This window comes from Paenibacillus ehimensis NBRC 15659 (genome assembly GCF_004000785.1).
Taxonomy (GTDB): Bacteria; Bacillota; Bacilli; order Paenibacillales; family NBRC-103111; genus Paenibacillus_G; species Paenibacillus_G ehimensis.
Genome location: NZ_BILX01000014.1, coordinates 82,568 through 103,665, shown reverse-complemented (window position 1 = coordinate 103,665; position 21,098 = coordinate 82,568). Strand labels below are relative to the sequence as shown.

Sequence of the window (21,098 nt, the reverse complement as noted above, 5' to 3'; positions counted from 1 at the left end):
CGAAACAACGTGCGTTTAATACATTGAAACAAACAGAAAGCAAGAAAAAGAGCGGTGAACATGGATAATTTTCACAAAATATGCTCTTTACCTTGCTAGCATGTCAGTGTATAATGTTAGGTGGCATGCGATTCTATCCTTAATCTTCCTATGGTTTACTAGTTTCTGCAATTTACACATTGCAGACATCTTCAATAAAAACTCATTTCGCTCTACTCTGGGAAGGGGGTGAATCGGCTAATGAGGGAATCGAGCTATAATTTTTCTACACAGAACTCTCAACAACCGAAAGATATTCGAGGAGGAGAAAAAAAGGTTATGAAGAAAAGTTTATCTGCAATCCTGTCCCTGGCTATGGCATTCTCCATGTTTTCTTCCGTAGCACTGGGTGCAGACGCTAAGAAATCTTCTGCTGACTTCACGGATCTGAAAGATCTGGATGCAGCTACAAAAGCTAAGTTTGACGAAATGATCGGTGCTGGTATTTTCGACGGCGTTAAAGAAGGTACATTCGGTCTGAAAGACAAAATGAACCGTGCGCAATTCGCGAAAGTAGCAGCTTTGATCTTCAACCTGAAAGTTGACACTTCCCTGAAAACTTCCAGCTTCTCCGATGTTAAATCCGACGATCCGGCTAACGGATACGCTCTGCCTTACATCGAAGCTATCAAAGCAGCTGGTATCACAGACGGTTACGCTCCTGGTCAATTCAACCCAGCTGGCGAAGTAACGAAACAAGAGCTTGCTACTTTCTTGATCCGCGGCCTGGGCAAAGACTCCGAAGGTAAAAACAAAACCGGCGTAAGCGACAAAACGGTTTCCGACTGGGCAAAAGGCTATGTTGCTTTGGCGCTTGAACTGAAATTGATGAGCAACGGCGCTGACGGCACGTTCGGCGGTACTTCGGCAGCAACTCGCGACCTGCTGGTAACGAGCTCTTACGAAGCTAAGAAACAATACGTTGATAACAACAAGCCGGCTAAAGCTTCCATCAAAGAAGCTAAAGCAGTTGACTACAACAAAGTCCAAGTTACTTTGGACAGAGATGTAGACACAGCGAAAGCTACTGTATCCTTGAAAAAAGGTACAGCTGACGTTGCAACTGACCTCAAATGGTCCGAAGACAAAAAAGTTGCTACGCTGACGCTGAAAGACGGCGCTAAAATTTCGGAAGGCACATACAACGTAACGCTTGGCGGTTTGGATGCTGCTGATGTTGACAAGACTACAGCAGAATTCAAAGCTGAAAACGAAAGACTTGAAAAAATCGAGTTCGTAACAGCTAACGATACTGTTGCAAAATCGAAAAAAGTTCGCGTTCAGTTCAAACCAACCAACCAATACGGTCAAAACGTTTCGTTCCCTGCCGGTAACTTCACAGTTAATGCGACAGTACCGAACAACTCCGCATCTTTGACTAAAGATGTTGATACTGGCAAATTCTATGTTGTTATGAATACGGATGACAGCGGCTTGATCTCCAACAATAGCCAAATTTCCGTTAACATTTGGGACAATGACACCAAAAAGTCTGCTGTTAAAGTATTCAAAGTAGGCGATTTCCCTTACCTCGCTAAGGTAGAATTGGGTGACGTTAAATACCCGACCGGCAAAACTGCGCTTCAAAGCTCTGGTGACAAAGCTGTTGTTAAATTGACGCAATACGATCAATACGGCGGCGAAATCACCATTGATTCCGGTACAGCAAATAACAAAATTAACGATCCAAGTGCCTATATTACTCCAAAAGGCAGTGTTCCTTACGAGTCCAACTTGAAACATGAGTTCGTTGATGATAACGGCGACGGCGTAAAAGACCTCGTTGTTAAACTTGATGGCAAAGTAACGAGCACTGGAGTATTCACTGTATCCGTATTTGGCGGCGGTTCTACTGCAACAGCTGATATTAAACTCAGCGCAAGCAAAATTGCAGCAAAAGTAGAATTGGGTGAAATTAGTGGTTCTCTTGCAGTAGGCGACAAAGATAAGTACATCGACTTGATCGCTTACGATGCTGAAGGCAACAAATTGTCTACTGATGACCTCGTAGATAACGTGAAAGACAAACGCTTCAACATTTCTATCTCTGGACCGGTGAACTTTGGCAAAACTGACAATGTACCTGAGTCCATGCTTGATGAAAGCAAAAAAGTCGTTATTTCCGGCGACAAAAAAGGAAAAATTCACATTAGCGAAGTAACGGCAAAAGGCAGCGGCCAAATTTACGTGAACGTGTTTACAAACGGCGTAAACAGCCAAGCTAGCAAAAGCTTCAGCACAGTGGATGCCCGTTATCCGTCCACGATCAAAACGATCACAGACGCTACTACGAAGGCAGTTGCTGGCGGTGAAACGAAGCCTAAATTCCAACTCGTTGATAACTACAACGAAATTATCAAGGAGTTTGATAAACCTATCAACGAAAACAACAGCAATGGCACTGTAACATATGACGTATATGCTACAGTAGTTGCTGGTGACACTAACTTTAAAGTAAGCGTTGACGGCTACGGACAATTGCCTACTAATGGTGGTGCAAGTCTTACTGTTAAGCAATTCTCTGATAAAGAGATCAAAATTGAAACTGCAAATGTAGCAACAGGGAAAGAAGTCGAGGTTAAATTCGCTCTTCGTAAGAAGAAGACAGATGGAACTATCATCGATAGCAGCATAGCTTCTGTTACGAAGAAAGTTCAAGTTGTTGACGGTGTTAGCGAGAACCTGAGATACAACTTGAAAGATCTCGGCAGCATCTTCAACACGTTGGATGACGGTATGTACAAAGATGTTGTTGGAGTACAAAGCAATCCTGTGACAAGTAAGCTTGCGAAAGAACTTGTTGTTGAAGCTACAGACAGCGCTGGAAATAAAGTTGCATTCCCGAAACAAATTAAGGGTGTTACTTCCGAGGTTTATGAATACGTTCGCTACGGCGTAGAAGGCGGTAAAGCTTACGTTATCGGTAAGAAAACAGGTACTTCCAATGTAACTGTGCGCTTTAAAGATGCTAAAGGTAACGACAACACGGTTACAGGTCAAGTAACTGTTAAGAACGAGCCTAACAAAGTTGAGAGCATTGAAGCTGGAAAATCGAGCAAAACGTTCTCCAGATCTGGTGCAAATACAAGCGCTGATCCGCTCTCTAAGGCTCTGGTAAATGGCAACTATAAAGTTTACAAACTGATGGACGATCTCATTGTTAAGAACCAATATGGCAACGAGTTCAAAAACGAACACATTGCAGATTACAACGATAAATTGCTGCAACTGCAATACATCATCACTGATGTTGCCATGAACAATAATGGTACTGTGACCTTGGATGGTGAGAACGTAACGATCAACGGTACTGGTTCCTTCACGTTGACTGTTACTGCACCTAACGGCAAATCTGCAACAACTACAATTGTTATCACTGACTAATCCTAACGGATTAAAAAAAGAAGACCCATAGGGTCTTCTTTTTTTATCAAGACCCAACCACTTACATATATCCAAAGCAGGTGAACTCATGAAATCGAAAATTACTCTCGTCACTGTGATTTTTATCCTTCTTTTCACAACCATCGTCTACGCAGATTCCAACAATACATCTACTCAACCAGGTTCTGTAGACGATCCCATTATCACCAAAAGCTACTTCGAACAAAACATTGCCAAGCAAGTGGCCGAAGAATTCGCTAAACAAAGCGTCAACGAAGAAAAAATCAGGCAAATCATTGCGGCTGAGCTGGCCAAGCAAGGTGTTGGAAGTGGTACTTCTCCTTCCACAGGCTCCGGCACTAACAGTAATACACAGCAACCAGCTGTTCCAGATTCCGGACTGACCGTCGTTAAGCTCCAACAAGGACAAACGCTTTACGGCGGGGCAGGCACCGAATTTATTGTCCGAACCGGCAAAGTTGTAGCGGTGAGCTCTGACGATAACGGAATTCCAGATGTTACTTCCGGCAAAGATATTGCTGCTGGGGCAGCGGTCGAGCTTAACCACCTGCTTATCGTTCCTCGGGAGGGCCGGGGCGTTAAGCCTGACGCTAAGAACAAGCAGGAAATTTACATTATGGTACGCGGCAGCTACTTGATTATGAATGCTGATGGAACGAAAGCTGCATCATAATTTTACCCGTTTGACCAATGATTCATACGTTTGTTGGTTCCTCTCGGTGGGATAATAGCAGTACATCCTACTTGAGGAGGTATCCTTTATGGCAAGAAACAACAATAAGAAAGTGGTACCGGAAAGCGAAAAAGCACTGGATGTTTTAAAATATGAGATTGCCGCCGAGCTGGGGCTTCCGGTTGGCAAGCAGCTAGCGAACGCGAATGTTGAATTTGCGACTGAGCTTGGTTCGATCCCGTCTGCTTCTGTTAAGGAAGATTATTGGGGACACATTGCTTCCCGGGATGCCGGCGCGGTAGGCGGAACGATTACGGCAAGATTAATCAAGAAAGCTGAAGAAATGATGCTGAGTTTATAAACAAAGAAACAATTATCAACAGGAATGTTAATTTTACGCGATCTCATCATATTTTATTGACAGCCTTCTACAAATCCAGTAACATACAATAAGAAGGTAGCAGCTAAAGAAACCTTTTCCACCCGGAAAAGGTTGATTTTTTGTATGTGGACTTAAGCCTTTATCCATAATAAAAGCAGTAGGAGGTTGTTTTCATGTCCAATTCTGTGGGCCGCCGTTTGTTTACCTCGGAGTCTGTAACTGAGGGACATCCGGATAAAATTTGTGACCAAATTTCCGACTCCGTCCTTGACGCATTTTTGACGAATGACCCGAATGCACGCGTAGCTTGCGAAGTTTCCGTAGCTACCGGTCTGGTTCTTGTCATCGGTGAAATTACAAGTCAATCCGAATATGTCGACATTCAATCGATTGCTCGTCAAACCATTAAAGATATCGGTTATACTCGTGCGAAATACGGTTTTGATTCCCAAACTTGCGCCGTGCTTGTTTCCTTGAACGAGCAGTCGCCTGATATCGCCCAAGGCGTTAACAAAGCGCTTGAAGCCCGTGAAGGTCAAATGACGGACGATGAAATCGAAGCGATCGGTGCCGGGGACCAAGGCATGATGTTCGGTTTTGCGGTTAATGAGACGCCTGAACTGATGCCGCTGCCGATTTCGCTGTCCCACCAACTGGCGCGCCGTTTGTCGGAAGTTCGTAAGAACGGTACGCTTGACTACCTCCGTCCGGACGGCAAAACGCAAGTAACTGTAGAGTACGAAGGATCCAAACCGGTTCGCGTCGATACGATCGTTGTCTCTACGCAGCATGCCGAAGAAGTATCGTTGGAGCAGATCCAAGCCGACATTAAAGAACACGTTATCAAGCCGATCGTTCCGGCAGCTTTGATCGACGACAATACCAAATACTTTATCAATCCGACGGGACGTTTCGTTATCGGCGGACCGCAAGGTGACGCAGGATTGACCGGCCGTAAAATCATCGTCGATACGTACGGCGGATATGCTCGCCATGGCGGCGGCGCGTTCTCCGGTAAGGACCCGACGAAAGTCGACCGTTCCGGCGCTTATGCTGCGCGTTACGTTGCCAAAAACATCGTAGCTGCAGGTCTCGCCGACAAATGCGAAGTTCAACTCGCTTATGCGATCGGCGTAGCTAAGCCGGTTTCGATTTCTGTCGATACGTTTGGTACAGGCAAAGTAAGCGAAGAGAAGCTGGTCGAAATCGTTCGTAAAAACTTCGACCTGCGTCCAGCTGGCATTATTAAGATGCTCGATCTGCGACGTCCGATTTACAAGCAAACGGCTGCATACGGTCATTTTGGCCGTACCGACATCGATTTGCCTTGGGAGCGTACGGATAAAGCAGATCGGTTGAAGGCTGAAGCCCAAGCTTAAAGATTCTCTCAGCAACCATATAGATCCAGATCTGTCTAAGCAAGACGGTCCGTTCTTTTCGCGGATCGTCTTTTTGCATATTTGTCGATTTTTATAACCCGCGAATATCGTAACTTTTTGGATAGTCATTGAGTCTATATAAAAGGAGAGTGGAAAACGAGAGGAGAACAGAAACGTGATTGTGCAGAAGAAATGGCGGAAGTTGTCAGGTGCCGTTTTGGCCGTGTCGTTGCTGCTGTCCACATGGTCGGTACCGTATAGAGCAGAAGCGGCGGATTCGGCTCCGACAGTGGTAAGCCAAGAAATTTTGACGACCGGTGCGGTGTTGAAAAAATATGTATGGCAGTTTACGAGAAGCAAAAAAGACGTCAAAGTCAATGCCAATGTAATTGAAGTCGATTTGACGAACCCCTATGTCAAGCTGGATGTCATGACAGGGACTGAGAATCAGTTTACACGCAAGCAAAGCGTATTAGCCATGGCCAAGGAAACGAAAGCTGTCGCAGGGGTGAACGGCGACTTTTATAATACCCAGGCGGAAGGTGTCCCGATGGGCCCGGAGATTGCCAATGGACAGTTAATGGCAACGCCGCCGTATTTGCCTGGTTTTTATTCGTTTGCGCTGGACAAGGACAACAAGCCTATTGTGGACCTATTCACGTTTAAAGGCTCTATTATTGCGAAGGACGGGCAAAGCTACGCGCTTGGCGGGATTAACAAGACATACTACTGGTTCGAGCCCGGCGGCGAGCACAGCCATATCGACGGTTTGTTCATGTATACGAACGCTTGGGGACAAGTGGACCGTTCCAATGACGGTGTGACGGTTCCTACGGAAGTCTTGGTTCAGAACGGTATTGTGAAAGAAATTGCAGACAACGGCATTATTAATATGATTGCGCCGAAAGACGGATATATTTTGCGTGCTTCGGGAAAGGCAGCCGATTTTGTCCGTGCCCATGTAAAAGTAGGCGATCCGCTGAAGGCAGATTATCAAATCCTGCCGCAGGACCCGAATAAAAACTATGATGCGAGTACCTTCAAAATGATGATCGGCGGTCATACGATTCTAGTGGATGAAGGCAAGCCATCGGAATTTTCGCGGCCGGTCGACGATCTTTGCTGCACGCGTTCGCGGACGGCGCTTGGCTATTCGAAGGACCAAAAAACGGCTTATATCATTACCGCTGACTACAGCGGCGAAAGCAAAGGCTTATCGATGAAAGAGCTGCAGCAGTTCATGATTCAAGTTGGCGTATGGAAAGGGCTTAACCTTGACGGAGGCGGCTCCACACAGATGGTGGCCCGGCCGCTTGGCGAAATGACGCCGGTGCTTGTGAATAAGACTGAAACCGGAATTCAGCGGAAAGTTGTAAATGGGGTGGGAGTATTCTCAACTGCGCCGCAGGGCGAAGTGAAGGAACTGTTTATTCAGGCGCCAAGCGTGCTGTTTGTTGGCGAGCAGGCTCCGCTTCGTTTTAAAGCCTACGACGTTTTCTATAACCCGGTGGTCGATACCGATAAAATTACGGCACAGTGGAGTGTAGCGGGCAATAAGGGTACGTTTAAGGATAATGTATTTACACCAAACCAACCGGGCATAAGCAAAGTAACAGCGGTATCGGGACAGGGCACCTCGACGGCGGATGTCGAAGTCGTGGGACGGAACCAGCTGACCAGCATGAAAATTACGGCTGACAACCTCGCACTCTCGGAAGGCGAAACGTACAAGCTGCCGGTCGTTGCGACAACGTCGTCTGGCAAGACGAGAGAAATTCCGCCGGAGCTCATTCAATGGGAAGTGCTTGGCATTCAAGGTGAAGTAACAAATGGCATGCTGAAGGTAACAAGCTTAGCGGGAAGCACGGGTGCGCAGCTCATCGCCCGATACGACGGCTTCAGTACGACGACGACCATTCCTGTCGGGATTGACAAGGTATGGTATGATTTGGATAAAGAGTCCGTGATGACGCTGCCGGAGGCGAAGCCGCAAGAAGTGGCCTCTTCCGTCTACACCGTTCCTGACGCGAACGGCAACAAATATTTGGAGTTGGTCTACGACTTCACGCAAGGAAAAGGCACCAAATGGGCTTATGCCACGATGGATACCCGTATTCTCATTGAGGGCGAGCCGCAATATATGAAGATGAGGGTCAACGGTGACGAGAGCTTGAACTGGCTGCGTGCGGAGCTGCTTGATAATGCGGGCAAAATTCATTATGTCGATTTCGCGCGAAATATTAACTGGAAGGGCTGGAAACAGCTTACTGCCGATCTGACGGATTTGAAGATGAGCTATCCGATTCGCGTCAAGAGCGTTTATGTTGTGAATGAGGAAATCGGCCAGGATGAGCGGGCGGCCAAAGGGAAAATCGGCATCGATGACATTACCTTTACGTACCGTGGCGCAGTGCAGCAGCCATCGAATAATTCCGTTCAGCTCACAGTCAACAAAAAGGCCGTGAAGGTTAATGGCAAAGAGATGACACTGGAACAAGCTCCGATCATTACAGAGGGGAATACACTCATTCCGATCCGTTTTGTGACCGATGCGTTAGGCGGAAAGGTGAGCTGGGATGAGAAGGAACGTAAGGTAACGATCCTTCGCGGCGGTAAAATGATCGATCTTTGGATCGATAACAAAGACCTGATTGTGAACGGGCAGCGGATTACGGCTGAAGTACCGCCGGTCATTATGAAAGATTTGACGATGGTGCCTCTGCGTATTTTGTCCGAGAACCTGGGGTGGAAAGTGACCTGGGATGGAAAAACCCAGCAAATCACCCTGCAATAATTAGTACTATAAGCTCTCACAATCTTCCGAAAATATGGTACTATATTGCTAGTACGTCCGAGAAAAATGGCGAAGGAGCTTTGTCCGGATGCAAGTCGACGTTTTTGACCGCGTCATCAGAAATGCCATTGATGTCATGGAAAACAGCAAGTACCAAATTTTTGAGATCTGTGAGAGCGTCCGGGCTGAACGTGAAGCGCTGAACAAGGAATTGCAGTCGGTGATTGAGGAAACGACCCGAACGATCGATACGGTGGATCGATTTGAGGTGGAGTACCGACGCTCCCGTGTTCGTTTGACCGAAGTGAGCCGCGATTTCAAGCGCTTCAATGAGGAAGATATTCGGGCGGCATATGAGGCGGCAACCCAACTGCAAGCCCAGCTGGCCATTCACCGGGAAAAAGAGCTGCACTTGAAAGCACGACGGGACGACCTGCAGAAGCGGTTGAAAAATGTCGACAAACAGCTGGAACGGGCAGAGTCTTTAGTCTCTCAATTCAATGTAGTGCTCGAGTACTTATCCGGCGATCTCAATCAAGTGACACGTCTTCTGGAATCGGCCAAAAACCGGCAGCTGCTGGGTCTTAAAATCATTTTGGCACAGGAAGAGGAACGAAAGAGAATTGCCCGGGAAATTCACGACGGCCTTGCGCAAAATATGGCAAACATGGTCCTTCGCACTGAAATTACCGAGCGCATGTTGGCCAAGCAGGCCTATAATGCCGTAAAAGATGAACTGAATGATTTGAAAACGGGTGTCCGGGGCGGGATTGAAGAGGTTCGCAAAATCATTTTCAATCTTCGTCCCATGGCGCTTGACGACCTCGGATTAGTCCCCACCTTGCGTAAGTTTGTGCAGGATTACGAGGAGAGAACGAAAATTCGCACCAGAATCGAGCTGGTCGGAAAAGAAGTCCGCCTGCCTTCCGGTATGGAGGTAGCGGTATACCGCTTGGTACAGGAAGCGTTCTCTAACGTCCTCAAGCACGCGGAAGCCTCCCATGTCTCACTGGAGCTTACGTTCCAGCAGCAGATGATTAAAATAACCGTATCCGATAATGGCGTTGGTTTCATCACCGACAATATCGACAAGAAGATTGCACGCGGCAGTCATTACGGCTTAATGGGCATGCGTGAGCGCGTAGAGCTGCTCGAGGGGCGAATGGACATCGAATCGGCGCCAGGGGCGGGAACTAAACTATCCATGGTCATCCCGATCAAGTCAGAATCCAAGGAGGAGTAATCAATATGGACATTATGGGCAGCGCCAAACGCCCGATTAAGCTGGTTTTAGCAGATGATCACCAGCTGTTTCGCGAGGGGGTCAAACGAATTCTGAACATGGAGAGCGATCTGGAAGTCGTCGGCGAATGCGGCGACGGCATTCAGGTACTGGAGCTCTGCAATACCCTTAACCCGGATATCGTTTTGATGGACATTAACATGCCCGTGGAGAACGGTGTCGTAGCGACGGAGAAATTAAAGGATATTTTTCCAGACATTAAAGTGATTATTCTATCGATTCATGATGATGAGAGCTACGTCTTTGAGACGCTCCGTAAAGGGGCTTCCGGTTACCTGTTGAAAGACATGGAAGCGGAATCTTTAATCAATGCGATTCGTTCCGTGGTGGCCGGACATGCCTACATTCATCCGAAAGTAACCGGGAAGCTGATCAATCAGCTTCGGCGCATGACGTATTTGGATGAGCAGGGCGTTGCCGGCTCGGGCACGACGTCGAAAGAAGCAGGCGTGAAGTACGTGCATATGGACAATAGCCCGCTGACGCGCCGGGAAGCGGAAGTGCTTCGCTTAATGGCCGAAGGCAAAAGCAACAAAATGATCGGCGAGTTTCTGTATATTAGTGAAAAAACGGTTAAAAATCATGTCAGCAGCATCTTGCAGAAGATGGAAGTTGACGACCGAACGCAGGCGGTTATTATCGCGATTAAAAATGGCTGGGTAACGCTGTAAGGGTTCGTAATCGCGTCCTTCCTTCAGGCTTGGCAGGAACCATCTCCCTTCAATCGGCATATACTGCTGTTAAGGGAGGGAGCCGCTATGATGTTAGGCTTGGCTTGGATTATCGGTTGCTACGCCGCAGGGGTCGCTATCATCCATTGGCTCCATTGGCAGTGGAGGCGATACGGAAAGCCCCGAACGACGCATTACGTGCTGCAAACCTACAATAACCAGCTGCAGGTGGAGTGGTATCTTCGCTCGCTGTACTTTTTTTCATGGATGAAGGGCAAGTCGATATCGGTGACGCTGGCGGACGAAGGTTCGACAGACGATACGCTTGAGATTGCCCGAAGGTTAAGTCTGGAGCATCAGTTGAGCATCTGTACGATTGCGGAACGGGACTTGGAGGAATGGGTCCTCAAGCATGCAGATGAACAGGTGGTTGTGGTCCGGCTTAACCAAAACGAAGGTTTAGAAACCGCTTTCAAATACATGTAATCATATCATAAAAAATAATTCAAACCAGGTGATTCATGAAAGCTTTCGTATATGCCGCAATGACGGCAGACGGTTGTTCCTGGCACGTTTCCTTGGATTTGCGGGCCGACCGCGATTATTGGACGGATCAAGCCGGCGGCCGCTTCAAGCTGCGTGTGCTGGAACCCGCCTTATCGTTCGGACAAGCCTGCGAAATCAAGCGCAAGATGGAAGGCGCTCCTTCTTCGCCAGAACTGCTGCAAAGCTTGCGAACGGTTGCCCGTGAGATTGGCCTTCATCCGGAGTCCGTAGCAGCGTGGAAGCTCTGGGAGTGGCCCGGAACGGCGGAGGGGCTCTCGAATGCAGCGAGACACTTCGCGAATATGACGGTGAATGCCATGTGCCTATCCTTGAAAGGCCGCTACCTGCTTATGGAAGAGTTTATGGGCTTGATGCAGCATGAAGGGAGTCAAGCTGTTGCCGAATCGCCGGCATACTTTTTACAGCTCGCTTGGATTCAGGGCAGGATTGAGTTGGAAGCCGGGGTAGAGTTAGATCGAAGCGAAGGCCGCCGGTGGTCCTTGCTGCCCCAAGCATTGAAAGGGAAGTGCAAGCGCTGCGGAAGCCAAGGAATGTTCGGAGGACGGACGGGCGTCGAGGCATCGCCGGTTCGCTGGACGCATTGTGCGGATTGCGGCGGACCGTGCGCGTACTGCGAAGCTTGTTTGACTATGGGAAGATCGCGGTACTGTACCCCGATCATTCGGGTGAACAGCAATCCGAATACGAACAATGTCCCTTTGGCGGATGAAGATATGGAAGTTTACTTGCAAGCGTGGGGGCTTAGCAACGTGCAGGCGGAAGCGTCGGGTTCGGCGTTGCAGTTTTTGAAAGCAAATAAGTCCCTTTCAAGGGAACAAGTACAGGGCTCCACTGCGCCGCGGTTCCTAATTTGGGCCGTAACGGGAGCTGGGAAGACGGAGATGATTTTTCCAATGGTTCAATACACGTTAGCCAAGGGAGGCAAGGTTGCCATTGCTACTCCGCGCCGTGATGTTGTCTTGGAGCTGAAGCCAAGGCTGGAGAAAGCTTTTCCGCATACAAAGGTTGTCACGTTATATGGCGGAAGCGAGCAGCGGTGGGAGCAAGGCGAGTTAACCTTGGCGACGACGCATCAGTTGATGCGGTTCCGGCAAGCGTTTGATCTGGTCATCGTAGATGAAATCGACGCTTATCCGTACCATAACAATCCGATGCTGCTCTATGCCGCCGAGCAGGTATGCGCTTCGGACGGAGCGTACATTTTGCTCTCGGCGACGCCGCCGGAGGAGCTGCAGCGGGCTGTAAAGCGCAATCGGCTGCCGCATGCGCGAGTAGCGGCAAGGTACCATCGTCACCCGCTGCCCGAGCCATCGCTTCTCTCGTGCCCGCCTTTGCGGCAAATGCTGGCCCAGAATGGGCTGAACGGCAAGCTTAAGGGGCACTTGGCCTCCTCGTTGGAGAGGGGGGCGCAAGTATTCGTCTTCGTCCCGAAAATCGCAATGGTCGAGCCGTTCGTAGCTTTGCTTCGCCAATCGTTTCCTTCCGTCAACGTTCAGGGTACTTCTTCCAAAGACGCCGACCGCTCGCAAAAGGTCACCGATTTTCGCGCAAGCTCAATTCGGATGCTGGTCACCACGACGATCTTGGAACGTGGAGTAACGATTCCGAAGTCGGATGTATTTATTCTTGATGCCGATTCTCCGGTGTTCGATTCGGCGGCGCTTGTGCAAATGGCGGGACGTGCCGGAAGATCTTCTCAAGATCCGCGGGGGCGAGTGTATTTTGCGGCCAAAGAAAAAACACGCTCGCAGGCACAGGCCAAGCGACAGATTGCCGAAATGAACATCATCGCACGGAAAAAGGGATATATCGACTGAGAAAAGGGGCGCAAACCATGAGTTGGACCGAACAAGCCGGAAGGTGGATGCGTCGGCTCCTGAGTGGGGCAGAATCGCTGCTGGCCTCCAAAATGGAGCCTTGCGTCGCCTGTGGAGCGGCGAACGACGGTACTCGCAAGCTGCCGGTTTGTCGGCGCTGCTGGGAAGCGATCCCGTGGATCCACGAAGTCCGCTGTACCAAGTGCGGCCGTTACGAGGCTTGTCCCGACTGCACCCGGCGAACCGATACGTACTACGACCAGAACCGCAGCGCTGTTCGTTATAACGAACGAATGAAGGAATGGCTAGGACTGTATAAGTACCGGGGCCAAGAGTCGCTTCGCAGCGTACTAGGCCCGATGCTGCTGCACGCTTATCATCTGCACCGGCAAGGTCCGTCCGGCGGTGTGGATTTCGGGAAGGCAGTCTCCGAGCTCATCTCTTACGTGCCCTTGAGTGAGCAGCGATATGCCGAACGCGGTTTCAACCAAGCGGAACAGCTGGCCTCCGAGTTGGGAAGGCTGACAGGTTTGCCTGTTCTTCCGCTGCTGCTGAGAACGAGGCATACGGACAAACAAAGCTTTAAAGGAAGAATGGAACGTTTGGACGATCTCCAAGGGGTTTTTGCAATGAACCCGGGAGCTGCTTCGCATGTGGCGGCAGCATGCAGGCATGGGCGGGTACGGGTTTATTTGATCGACGACGTGTACACGACCGGAAGCACGCTAAACGAATGCTCAAAAGCAATAAAAACGACCCTTCCTGTGGAAGTGTGCGGCATTAGTTGGGCCAGATAGTTTGTTTGCGGCAAACGTCCTATTTTCGACAAAAAATGAAGTGCAAACTTCGACCATTTCCGCTAAACTAGGAGTAATAGGGCTTGCTCTTGAGAGGGGTAGAATTAACATGAGTCTGAATGTAGCAAACTGCGACCGCTGCGGAAAAATCTACATGAAAAACAATTACGGCCTGTGTCCGAACTGCATTCGGGAAATGGAGAAGCAGTACGAGACGTGCCTTAACTATTTGCGCGAGAACCGCGCTTGCTCAATACAGGAATTAAGCGATGCGACCGAAGTGCCGGTCAAACAAATCGTGAAATTTATCCGCGAAGGGCGCATTTCGATTAAAAATAATCCGAACATGACTTACGAATGCGACGTTTGCGGAGCGCAGATTCGCGAGCACAACATGTGCGAAGCATGCCGGTCACGGTTGACGAAGGAAGCGCGGAACCTGGCCGAAGACGAACAGCGCAAAAAGCAGCTTGCCGAACAAGAGAAGCATGCTTCTTTTCTTATCAAAGACCGCTTGCAGGATCGAACAAAATAACGAATACATCTAAACTTTTAAAAACCGCCCACCGATAAAAGTAATAACGCTGAATCGGTGGGTTTATTATGTAGTTAATCGAGGTGAGTTTGATGAAAATTAATGGAACGAATCAGGTAGGTGCCGTGAATCAATATAAGAAGAATCAGGAAGCGCAGCAGGCATTTGCCACAGGGAAAAAGCAAAAGCAAAAAGACCAAGTTGAGATATCCAGCGAAGCTAAGGAACTTCTAGGTACGGAAGCCGCAGGAGCGAACCGCGAAAAGTTGGAAGAGCTCAAGCAGTCCGTGAGAGCCGGGACGTACGTTGTCGATGCACGCAAGCTGGCAGAGAAAATTTTCCCGTTTTTGAAATAATTTTTGAAGGTGGAGAGCCATGTCTTTTGAAGCCGTGTTGCAGACCATGTCCGAACTGAACGATGTACATCTCACCTTGTTGGAGCTGGCGGAGCAGAAAAAGCATGCGCTTATCCACAATCAAGTGGAGCAGTTGACGCAAATTGTAACGAAAGAAAACAAGCTGCTCAAGCGAATCGGGGAATTGGACCAGCAGCGGGTGGATGCGATCGGCAATTTTTTAATCGAAAAAGGATACAAACCGAATCCGCGGGTGACGGTCAGCGATTTGACCAAAATTATTTTTAATGCCGAGGAGAAGCGAACCTTGGTCGATTCCCAGAAGCAATTGCTGGCTACCATCCGCAAGCTGCGGGAGTACAATGAGCTAAATCAACAGATGATCGAGCAGTCGCTCGCGTTTATTAATTATTCGATAGATGTTATTTCAGCTCCTCCGGACAATGATATGTTTTATTCCAAACCGACTCAACAACAAGACCATCACCTTCGTCGGAATACCATGTTTGATACGAGAGCATAGGAAAAGAGGAGTGACGTTATGAGGTCAACTTTCCATGGAATAGAAACAGCCAAACGGAGCTTGTTTACACAACAAGCGGCGTTGCAAACGACGGCTCACAATATCGCGAATGCCAATACGGCGGGGTATTCCCGGCAAGTTGTGAATATGGTCGCATCCCGACCGATCGAAGCGGTAGGCATGTCGCATTCCGCCGTGCCGGGTCAGCTGGGCACAGGTGTGGAATTCACATCCATTACAAGAGTAAGGGAAAGGTTTCTGGATGATCAATTTCGAAACGAAAGCAAAGGGCTGGGCTCTTGGACCGTTCAAGCGGATACTTTAGAGAAGTTGGAAGCTATTATGAATGAGCCAAGCAGTACCGGTATTCGTACGGTGATTGATAACTTTTGGAAATCATGGTCCGACTTAAGCAAAGACCCTGAAAATGTAACCGGACGCAAGATTGTACGCGAGAATGCAATGGCATTGGCGGATGCATTCAACTATACGAGCAAGCAGCTCAGAGATCTTTCCACAGACTTAACCAATAATGTGGACGTAAAGGCCACTCAAATGAACTCGATTACTATAGGTATCGCGAATCTGAACGCAGAGATTTTCAGGATCGAGGGATTGGGGGACGATGCCAACGATTTGCGTGACCAAAGAGATTTATTGGTTGATCAGCTATCACAAATCGTAAACATTACCGTTCAAGATACCGACCAAGGTTATAATATTAACATGGGTACGATAAACTTGGTGAACGGTCAAACGGCAGTTCCTACTTCTGCGGCGGCGTTAACGGATGCCTATAATTCCGGTATTCTTAATAGCGGCGAGGTTCACGGGATGCTTCTCTCCCGCGAGCGATATGTATCAGATTATCAAAGGCAGTTAGATACGTTGGCTAACACAATAGCTAACGGCGAAGTGACGATAACCATTCCTAAAGGTTCCGTATTGCCGGAAGGGACGGTTCTGAACAATATCAAGTATACGGGGGCAAGCCGTACGCTTACCGATGATTTGACGGTTAAAGTCAACGGATTGAACGGTCTCCACAAACTCGGGTACAACTTGTCTGATCCGATTCAGGCGGGCGGCGATTTCTTTACGGCAAAAAGCGGCTTTACTGCTATAACGGCGGAGAGCTTTCAACTGAATCCGGTTCTTGCAGCCAACCCGGATAAAATTGCCACATCGATGCGCACTGCATTATCGGGTGGCTCGGAAAAAGTGGTTAAAGGAAATAACGGATTAGCCCTGCTGATCTCTCAGCTGAAAGATACGAAATTTACTTTTGCAAGCGGCGGAGCTATAGTAGCTGAAGGAACGGTAGACGATTATTTCAGGTCGACGGTCGGACAGCTTGGCGTTCAGTCCAAAGAAGCGACGAGACAGTTGGAAAACCAAAAAGCGCTGGTGGATCAAGTAGACAGTCGAAGACAATCGGTTAGCGGCGTATCTATCGATGAGGAAATGTCCAATATGATTAAATTCCAGCATGCCTATGGTGCAGCTTCCAGAGCAATGACAACGTTCGACGAAATGCTGGATAAAGTCATAAACAGTATGGGTGTTGTAGGTAGATAACCTTTTGACAAGTAGGAGGTGTTTTCAATGCCATTAAGAGTTACCCAAGGGATGATGCAGTCCCAGCTTCTTCGTAACCTGTCCAACAATGTGAAAAGAATGAGTCATACGGAAAATGAACTTTCCACGGCCAGAAAATTGAACAAGCCTTCGGACGACCCTGTAGGTATTACTTATGCATTGCGTTACAGAAGCGAGCTTTCCATTAACGAACAATATCAAAAAAACATTGATTTTGCTAAATCCTCGGTCGACTATACAGATACGGTTCTTGGTCAAATTAATGACATTATCCAAAGGGCAAGCGAATTGACGGTAAAAGGGGTTAGCGGGACGAACCCTCAAGATGCTTTAAACGCGATAGCCAAAGAGATCGGTTCCTTGTTCGATGAAGCTATAACTTTGGGGAATTCCCAAATGAATGGGAAGTACATTTTTAACGGGCAATTCACGGACAAAAAGCCTTATACGACCGGTACCGAATCGACCGATACGGCGGAAATTAAATATGAGTTCTCCGCAGGTGTAGTGATTCCGATTAATATTACCGGCAATGAAGTGTTTGGAGAAGGTACGGAAAACGATAATTTATTTACTGTGCTGAAGGGTATCCAAAATGCTTTTGTGAATGGAGATCAGGCTACGGCCCGCGACTTCATGGAAAAGTTAAAGGTGCGACAAGATAAGTTCTCCCAAGTTAGATCTGAAGTGGGTGCTCGAGCGAATCGGATTGATCTTATGGACAATCGTTTGAAGGACCTCGAGATGAATCTGACGAGCATGAGCTCCAAAACGGAAGACGCCGACATGGCGGAAACGATGATTCGAATGCAGCGGGATGAGAATGTGTATCAGGCCTCTTTATCTTCCGGTGCAAAGATCATTCAGCCCAGCTTGCTTGATTACTTGAGATAAATGCCTTGTCCTAGGAGGGATTAGGTGAGATTACTTCGATTATCCATTGAACAAACATTGGGCCAAATCGGCATGGAGACGAACAATGCGAAGCAGGAAATCGAACGCAACTCTCCAGGTCAGCAAACGATAGAACAGAAGCCGGCCACACTTGAGTTTCATAGTCCACAGGGCGAGCTGCAAATCGATTCGTCACAGGCTTGGCAGGCCTATGCCAAAGGGGGCCATCAGGCTTGGCTGAATATGATTTATAGCCAAATGGACTCCGTATTTCTGCAAGGATTGGCCAAAAAAGTCGAAGAAGGCAAGCGAATGGCGCAAATTACAAATCCGTCCAATGCTTTTGCCGATATCTCCAAAGGAGCCTTGCAGGATAAGCCTGAGATTCAATATGTAGGACCGGCGTCTTTTATGAACGTTAAAATAAGTTACACGATGAATACTCCGCAAATCAACATTCAAGCGAATAAACCGGAAATCAATTATACCGTGTCGAAGCCCGAGTTCACCTATACCCCGGGCAAGGTTGATATTTATATGAGGCAAATGCAATCTATCAAAATAACGGTAAGCGAGTACGACTGGTATAAGTAGAACAATTAAAGGCTATAGCTAATGCTATAGCCTTTGCATATTTGAAAGGAGCATTCCTATGCTGGAACAACTGAATGGAAAGGCATTCAATCTGAACGGCAGTATTTTAGGTTTCAAGAACTATAATCAATATGAGCTGCAGTATATCGAAGGGACAGAGTTCGCTTATTTTCAAAGCTTGGATGATGAAAATATTGGATTTGTGGTAGGCATGCCGTTCGTGCATTTTCAAGATTATACTTTCGAGTTAACACAGGACGATATCGATCAGCTTGCGCTGTCGTCGGAAGAAGAAGCGTTGGTTCTTTGTATCGTTACCGTCAGAGAGCCGTTTGAAGCCTCGACCATGAACTTAATGGCACCAATCATCATTAATATTAAAAACTTAAGCGGGCGGCAAATCGTACTCCCGCCCCAATATGACTATGACATTAAAACTCCTCTATTCGACAAGACGAATAAATAGAAAGGCGGTGAGCCGCTTTGTTGGTCTTATCCCGAAAAAAAGGGCAGTCGATCATGATTCATGACAATATTGAAATTGTAATCTCAGCTATTGAAGGGGATCAAGTAAAAATAGGTATTAAGGCCCCCAGCGATATTAAAATATACCGAAAAGAATTAATTGAAGCGATTCAGCAAAGCAATCAGGAAGCTTTATCGGTAAAACTAGACCTAGGCAAGTTAAAGAAGATGATGAAGTCGGCAGAAAAAAGTTAAAAAAAGCTATTAACATTTGAAGTCTATGTGCCGATATAACTAATTGTAGGGAACAATCCCTATATTCACACGGACGTGAATGAATTTAAAATTCAAGGAGGAACAATCACATGATTATCAACCACAATCTTAACGCAATGAACGCGCACCGCAACATGAGCTTGAACAACATCGCTCAAGGTAAATCCAGCGAGAAATTGTCTTCCGGCTACCGCATCAACCGCGCTGCTGACGACGCTGCTGGTCTTTCCATCTCGGAAAAAATGCGTACGCAAATCAGAGCGTTGAACCAAGCTCAATCCAACGCTCAAGACGGTATCTCCCTCGTGCAAACGGCTGAGGGCGCAATGAACGAAGTATCCGATATGCTGTCCCGTATGAAAGAGCTGGCTGTAAAAGCAGCGAACGGTACATACAACGGTTCCGACTTGGCAGCTATCGACGAAGAGTTCAAATCTTTGAGCTCCGCAATCGACAACATCGCTACAAAAACAAAATTCAATGGTATCGGCGTTTTGGATGGCTCGCAAGCATCTGTTCTTATCCAAATGGGCGACAATGGCGGAGATACAATCACTGTTTCTCTCCAAAACATTAAGGTTACCAACCTTTCGATCAATGGTCAAAGCCTTGCAACTCAAGGTGGAGCAAGCACGGCGTTGGCAAATATCGACAACGACGTTCTGAAAATCAACAAAGCTCGTTCCGCATTTGGTGCTGTTCAAAACCAATTGGAGCACACTTACAACAACTTGGGAACAACTACCGAGAACCTGCAAGCTGCAGAATCCCGTATCCGCGATACCGATATGGCAAAAGAAATGATGAACTACACGAAGCTCAACATCCTGCAACAAGCTTCCAACTCGATGTTGGCTCAAGCAAACCAAGCGCCTCAAGGCGTACTGCAATTGCTTCGTTAATCTGCTTAGCTTTAATACAAAGAGCCCATTATGGATTAATGGGCTCTTTGTATTAATAAAAACAGGAGGCTGCTAAATGAAAGTAAGCGTTTGTATGATTGTGAAAAATGAACAGGATTGCATTAAAAACGCTTTGGCCAGCATCCCTCCTGATTATGAGGTCATTGTGCTGGACACAGGATCCACAGATTTGACTGTTCAAATTGCCCAATCCAGCGGAGCACTAGTAAAAGACTACACATGGAATGATAGTTTTTCCGATGCAAGAAATTTTTGTAGTTCCTTCGCTACAGGAGACTATATTCTTGTACTTGATGCAGATGAAACACTCCCTGCAAATACCGATGAGATTATAACTCAATTTATTATGCACTACCCGAAAACGTGTGCTTCCATTGTTATAAAGAACCAGATAGAGGATGAGATCAAAACCCATCGAATGGTACGATTCTACCCTAACGACGGAATGTACTTGTTTCATGGAATTGTTCATGAGCAAATTTATTATAAAGATGCCCCGGCCGAGTTTAAACCAATGAATTTGACCGTTACCCACTATGGTTATGAGCAAGACCATTACGATCAGAAGAATAAAATGAGCAGGTATCTGCCTTTATATAAAAAGCACCTGGAAGAGAATCCGACCGACGGTTATATGCTCTATCAAATGGGCAAGATCTACTTTTCGCAAAACGATTATTTCCAAGCTATCCGATATTTAGTGCAGTCTTTAAACATCGGGGAAGCGGAGCGGCTGTATTTTCCTGTAGCTTTGGTTATGTTGGGATATGCATTAAAAGAGACCGGGAGAAGTTCAGAGGCGGAGCAATTGCTTATTAATTTTGAAAACGACTATCCTGATTTTCCGGACCTTCCCTTTTTGCAAGGCTTACTCGCAATGGACACGGGAAATATCCAACGAATTGCCCCGGCATTTCAAAAAGCTTTAGCCATTGGAGAGAGCACCAAATATACTTCCGTTGCCGGTGTTGGCACTTACAAAGCCGCTTATAATCTAGGAGTGTACTACGAAATTCTCGGTAATGTAACTAAAGCCAGAGAATACTATTTAACTTCAGCCTCTGAAGGATACAAGCCTGCTATGGAAAGACTAAAATTTTTATAAA

Annotated in this window: 20 protein-coding genes; all 20 read left to right on the top strand. The window is 47.3% G+C overall.

Going from position 1 to position 21,098, the window contains the following annotated elements; translation table 11 throughout:
- Nucleotides 1–318 precede the first annotated feature (318 nt).
- The 20 genes from PEH01S_RS10975 (at nt 319) to PEH01S_RS10880 (ending at nt 21,097) form a co-directional block, all read left to right on the top strand.
- Nucleotides 319–3,423 carry an S-layer homology domain-containing protein gene (locus PEH01S_RS10975; RefSeq protein WP_164827784.1) on the top strand — a complete coding sequence of 1,035 codons (3,105 nt, stop codon included), beginning with the start codon at nt 319–321 and terminating at the stop codon, nt 3,421–3,423.
- Nucleotides 3,424–3,511: 88 nt separating this feature from the next.
- Nucleotides 3,512–4,117 carry a hypothetical protein gene (locus tag PEH01S_RS10970; RefSeq protein WP_127485394.1) on the top strand — a complete coding sequence of 202 codons (606 nt, stop codon included), beginning with the start codon at nt 3,512–3,514 and terminating at the stop codon, nt 4,115–4,117.
- Nucleotides 4,118–4,205: 88 nt separating this feature from the next.
- On the top strand, nt 4,206–4,478 hold the full coding sequence (locus PEH01S_RS10965; protein ID WP_025847724.1) for an alpha/beta-type small acid-soluble spore protein: 273 nt from the start codon (nt 4,206–4,208) through the stop codon (nt 4,476–4,478).
- 194 nt (nt 4,479–4,672) lie between these two features.
- Nucleotides 4,673–5,878: a methionine adenosyltransferase gene (gene metK, locus PEH01S_RS10960; protein WP_127485392.1), complete on the top strand. Its 1,206-nt coding sequence runs from the start codon at nt 4,673–4,675 to the stop codon at nt 5,876–5,878.
- Between the two features lie 175 nt (nt 5,879–6,053).
- Nucleotides 6,054–8,672: a stalk domain-containing protein gene (locus PEH01S_RS10955; protein ID WP_025847726.1), complete on the top strand. Its 2,619-nt coding sequence runs from the start codon at nt 6,054–6,056 to the stop codon at nt 8,670–8,672.
- A gap of 88 nt (nt 8,673–8,760) precedes the next feature.
- On the top strand, nt 8,761–9,915 hold the full coding sequence (locus tag PEH01S_RS10950) for a sensor histidine kinase (RefSeq protein ID WP_127485390.1): 1,155 nt from the start codon (nt 8,761–8,763) through the stop codon (nt 9,913–9,915).
- A gap of 5 nt (nt 9,916–9,920) precedes the next feature.
- Nucleotides 9,921–10,646 carry a response regulator gene (locus PEH01S_RS10945; RefSeq protein WP_025847730.1) on the top strand — a complete coding sequence of 242 codons (726 nt, stop codon included), beginning with the start codon at nt 9,921–9,923 and terminating at the stop codon, nt 10,644–10,646.
- Between the two features lie 87 nt (nt 10,647–10,733).
- The gene (locus tag PEH01S_RS10940) at nt 10,734–11,132 is read left to right on the top strand and encodes a hypothetical protein (protein ID WP_025847732.1); all 399 of its coding nucleotides are present in this window, start codon (nt 10,734–10,736) and stop codon (nt 11,130–11,132) included.
- Nucleotides 11,133–11,167: 35 nt separating this feature from the next.
- Nucleotides 11,168–13,030: a DEAD/DEAH box helicase gene (locus tag PEH01S_RS10935; RefSeq protein WP_127485388.1), complete on the top strand. Its 1,863-nt coding sequence runs from the start codon at nt 11,168–11,170 to the stop codon at nt 13,028–13,030.
- A 17-nt stretch (nt 13,031–13,047) separates the two neighbouring features.
- On the top strand, nt 13,048–13,827 hold the full coding sequence (locus PEH01S_RS10930) for a ComF family protein (RefSeq protein WP_127485386.1): 780 nt from the start codon (nt 13,048–13,050) through the stop codon (nt 13,825–13,827).
- A 109-nt stretch (nt 13,828–13,936) separates the two neighbouring features.
- Complete coding sequence (locus tag PEH01S_RS10925; protein WP_025847737.1) at nt 13,937–14,362, top strand: flagellar protein; 426 nt, start codon at nt 13,937–13,939, stop codon at nt 14,360–14,362.
- A gap of 92 nt (nt 14,363–14,454) precedes the next feature.
- The gene (gene flgM / locus PEH01S_RS10920) at nt 14,455–14,718 is read left to right on the top strand and encodes a flagellar biosynthesis anti-sigma factor FlgM (protein ID WP_127485422.1); all 264 of its coding nucleotides are present in this window, start codon (nt 14,455–14,457) and stop codon (nt 14,716–14,718) included.
- A gap of 19 nt (nt 14,719–14,737) precedes the next feature.
- On the top strand, nt 14,738–15,241 hold the full coding sequence (locus tag PEH01S_RS10915; protein WP_025847741.1) for a flagellar protein FlgN: 504 nt from the start codon (nt 14,738–14,740) through the stop codon (nt 15,239–15,241).
- An 18-nt stretch (nt 15,242–15,259) separates the two neighbouring features.
- On the top strand, nt 15,260–16,819 hold the full coding sequence (gene flgK, locus PEH01S_RS10910) for a flagellar hook-associated protein FlgK (protein ID WP_127485384.1): 1,560 nt from the start codon (nt 15,260–15,262) through the stop codon (nt 16,817–16,819).
- Between the two features lie 27 nt (nt 16,820–16,846).
- Nucleotides 16,847–17,734: a flagellar hook-associated protein FlgL gene (flgL, locus tag PEH01S_RS10905; protein ID WP_025847744.1), complete on the top strand. Its 888-nt coding sequence runs from the start codon at nt 16,847–16,849 to the stop codon at nt 17,732–17,734.
- Nucleotides 17,735–17,758: 24 nt separating this feature from the next.
- Nucleotides 17,759–18,328 carry a DUF6470 family protein gene (locus tag PEH01S_RS10900; protein ID WP_127485382.1) on the top strand — a complete coding sequence of 190 codons (570 nt, stop codon included), beginning with the start codon at nt 17,759–17,761 and terminating at the stop codon, nt 18,326–18,328.
- Nucleotides 18,329–18,386: 58 nt separating this feature from the next.
- On the top strand, nt 18,387–18,794 hold the full coding sequence (gene fliW / locus PEH01S_RS10895) for a flagellar assembly protein FliW (protein ID WP_127485380.1): 408 nt from the start codon (nt 18,387–18,389) through the stop codon (nt 18,792–18,794).
- A gap of 17 nt (nt 18,795–18,811) precedes the next feature.
- Nucleotides 18,812–19,048 (top strand): carbon storage regulator CsrA, encoded by a 237-nt coding sequence (gene csrA / locus PEH01S_RS10890; protein ID WP_025847747.1) that lies wholly within the window; start codon nt 18,812–18,814, stop codon nt 19,046–19,048.
- 110 nt (nt 19,049–19,158) lie between these two features.
- The gene (locus PEH01S_RS10885; RefSeq protein ID WP_127485378.1) at nt 19,159–19,971 is read left to right on the top strand and encodes a flagellin N-terminal helical domain-containing protein; all 813 of its coding nucleotides are present in this window, start codon (nt 19,159–19,161) and stop codon (nt 19,969–19,971) included.
- A 76-nt stretch (nt 19,972–20,047) separates the two neighbouring features.
- Nucleotides 20,048–21,097, top strand: coding sequence for a glycosyltransferase (locus PEH01S_RS10880; RefSeq protein WP_127485376.1), 1,050 nt, complete (start codon nt 20,048–20,050; stop codon nt 21,095–21,097).
- The last annotated feature ends 1 nt before the right edge of the window (nt 21,098 follow it).

Excerpts from the sequence above, each read along its gene's own strand:
- PEH01S_RS10975 (WP_164827784.1), top strand. The coding sequence starts at position 319 with ATGAAGAAAAGTTTATCTGCAATCCTGTCCCTGGCTATGGCATTCTCC.
- PEH01S_RS10970 (WP_127485394.1), top strand. The coding sequence starts at position 3,512 with ATGAAATCGAAAATTACTCTCGTCACTGTGATTTTTATCCTTCTTTTC.
- PEH01S_RS10965 (WP_025847724.1), top strand. The coding sequence starts at position 4,206 with ATGGCAAGAAACAACAATAAGAAAGTGGTACCGGAAAGCGAAAAAGCA.
- metK (WP_127485392.1), top strand. The coding sequence starts at position 4,673 with ATGTCCAATTCTGTGGGCCGCCGTTTGTTTACCTCGGAGTCTGTAACT.
- PEH01S_RS10950 (WP_127485390.1), top strand. The coding sequence starts at position 8,761 with ATGCAAGTCGACGTTTTTGACCGCGTCATCAGAAATGCCATTGATGTC.
- PEH01S_RS10945 (WP_025847730.1), top strand. The coding sequence starts at position 9,921 with ATGGACATTATGGGCAGCGCCAAACGCCCGATTAAGCTGGTTTTAGCA.
- PEH01S_RS10940 (WP_025847732.1), top strand. The coding sequence starts at position 10,734 with ATGATGTTAGGCTTGGCTTGGATTATCGGTTGCTACGCCGCAGGGGTC.
- PEH01S_RS10935 (WP_127485388.1), top strand. The coding sequence starts at position 11,168 with ATGAAAGCTTTCGTATATGCCGCAATGACGGCAGACGGTTGTTCCTGG.
- PEH01S_RS10930 (WP_127485386.1), top strand. The coding sequence starts at position 13,048 with ATGAGTTGGACCGAACAAGCCGGAAGGTGGATGCGTCGGCTCCTGAGT.
- PEH01S_RS10925 (WP_025847737.1), top strand. The coding sequence starts at position 13,937 with ATGAGTCTGAATGTAGCAAACTGCGACCGCTGCGGAAAAATCTACATG.
- flgM (WP_127485422.1), top strand. The coding sequence starts at position 14,455 with ATGAAAATTAATGGAACGAATCAGGTAGGTGCCGTGAATCAATATAAG.
- PEH01S_RS10915 (WP_025847741.1), top strand. The coding sequence starts at position 14,738 with ATGTCTTTTGAAGCCGTGTTGCAGACCATGTCCGAACTGAACGATGTA.
- flgK (WP_127485384.1), top strand. The coding sequence starts at position 15,260 with ATGAGGTCAACTTTCCATGGAATAGAAACAGCCAAACGGAGCTTGTTT.
- flgL (WP_025847744.1), top strand. The coding sequence starts at position 16,847 with ATGCCATTAAGAGTTACCCAAGGGATGATGCAGTCCCAGCTTCTTCGT.
- fliW (WP_127485380.1), top strand. The coding sequence starts at position 18,387 with ATGCTGGAACAACTGAATGGAAAGGCATTCAATCTGAACGGCAGTATT.
- PEH01S_RS10885 (WP_127485378.1), top strand. The coding sequence starts at position 19,159 with ATGATTATCAACCACAATCTTAACGCAATGAACGCGCACCGCAACATG.
- PEH01S_RS10880 (WP_127485376.1), top strand. The coding sequence starts at position 20,048 with ATGAAAGTAAGCGTTTGTATGATTGTGAAAAATGAACAGGATTGCATT.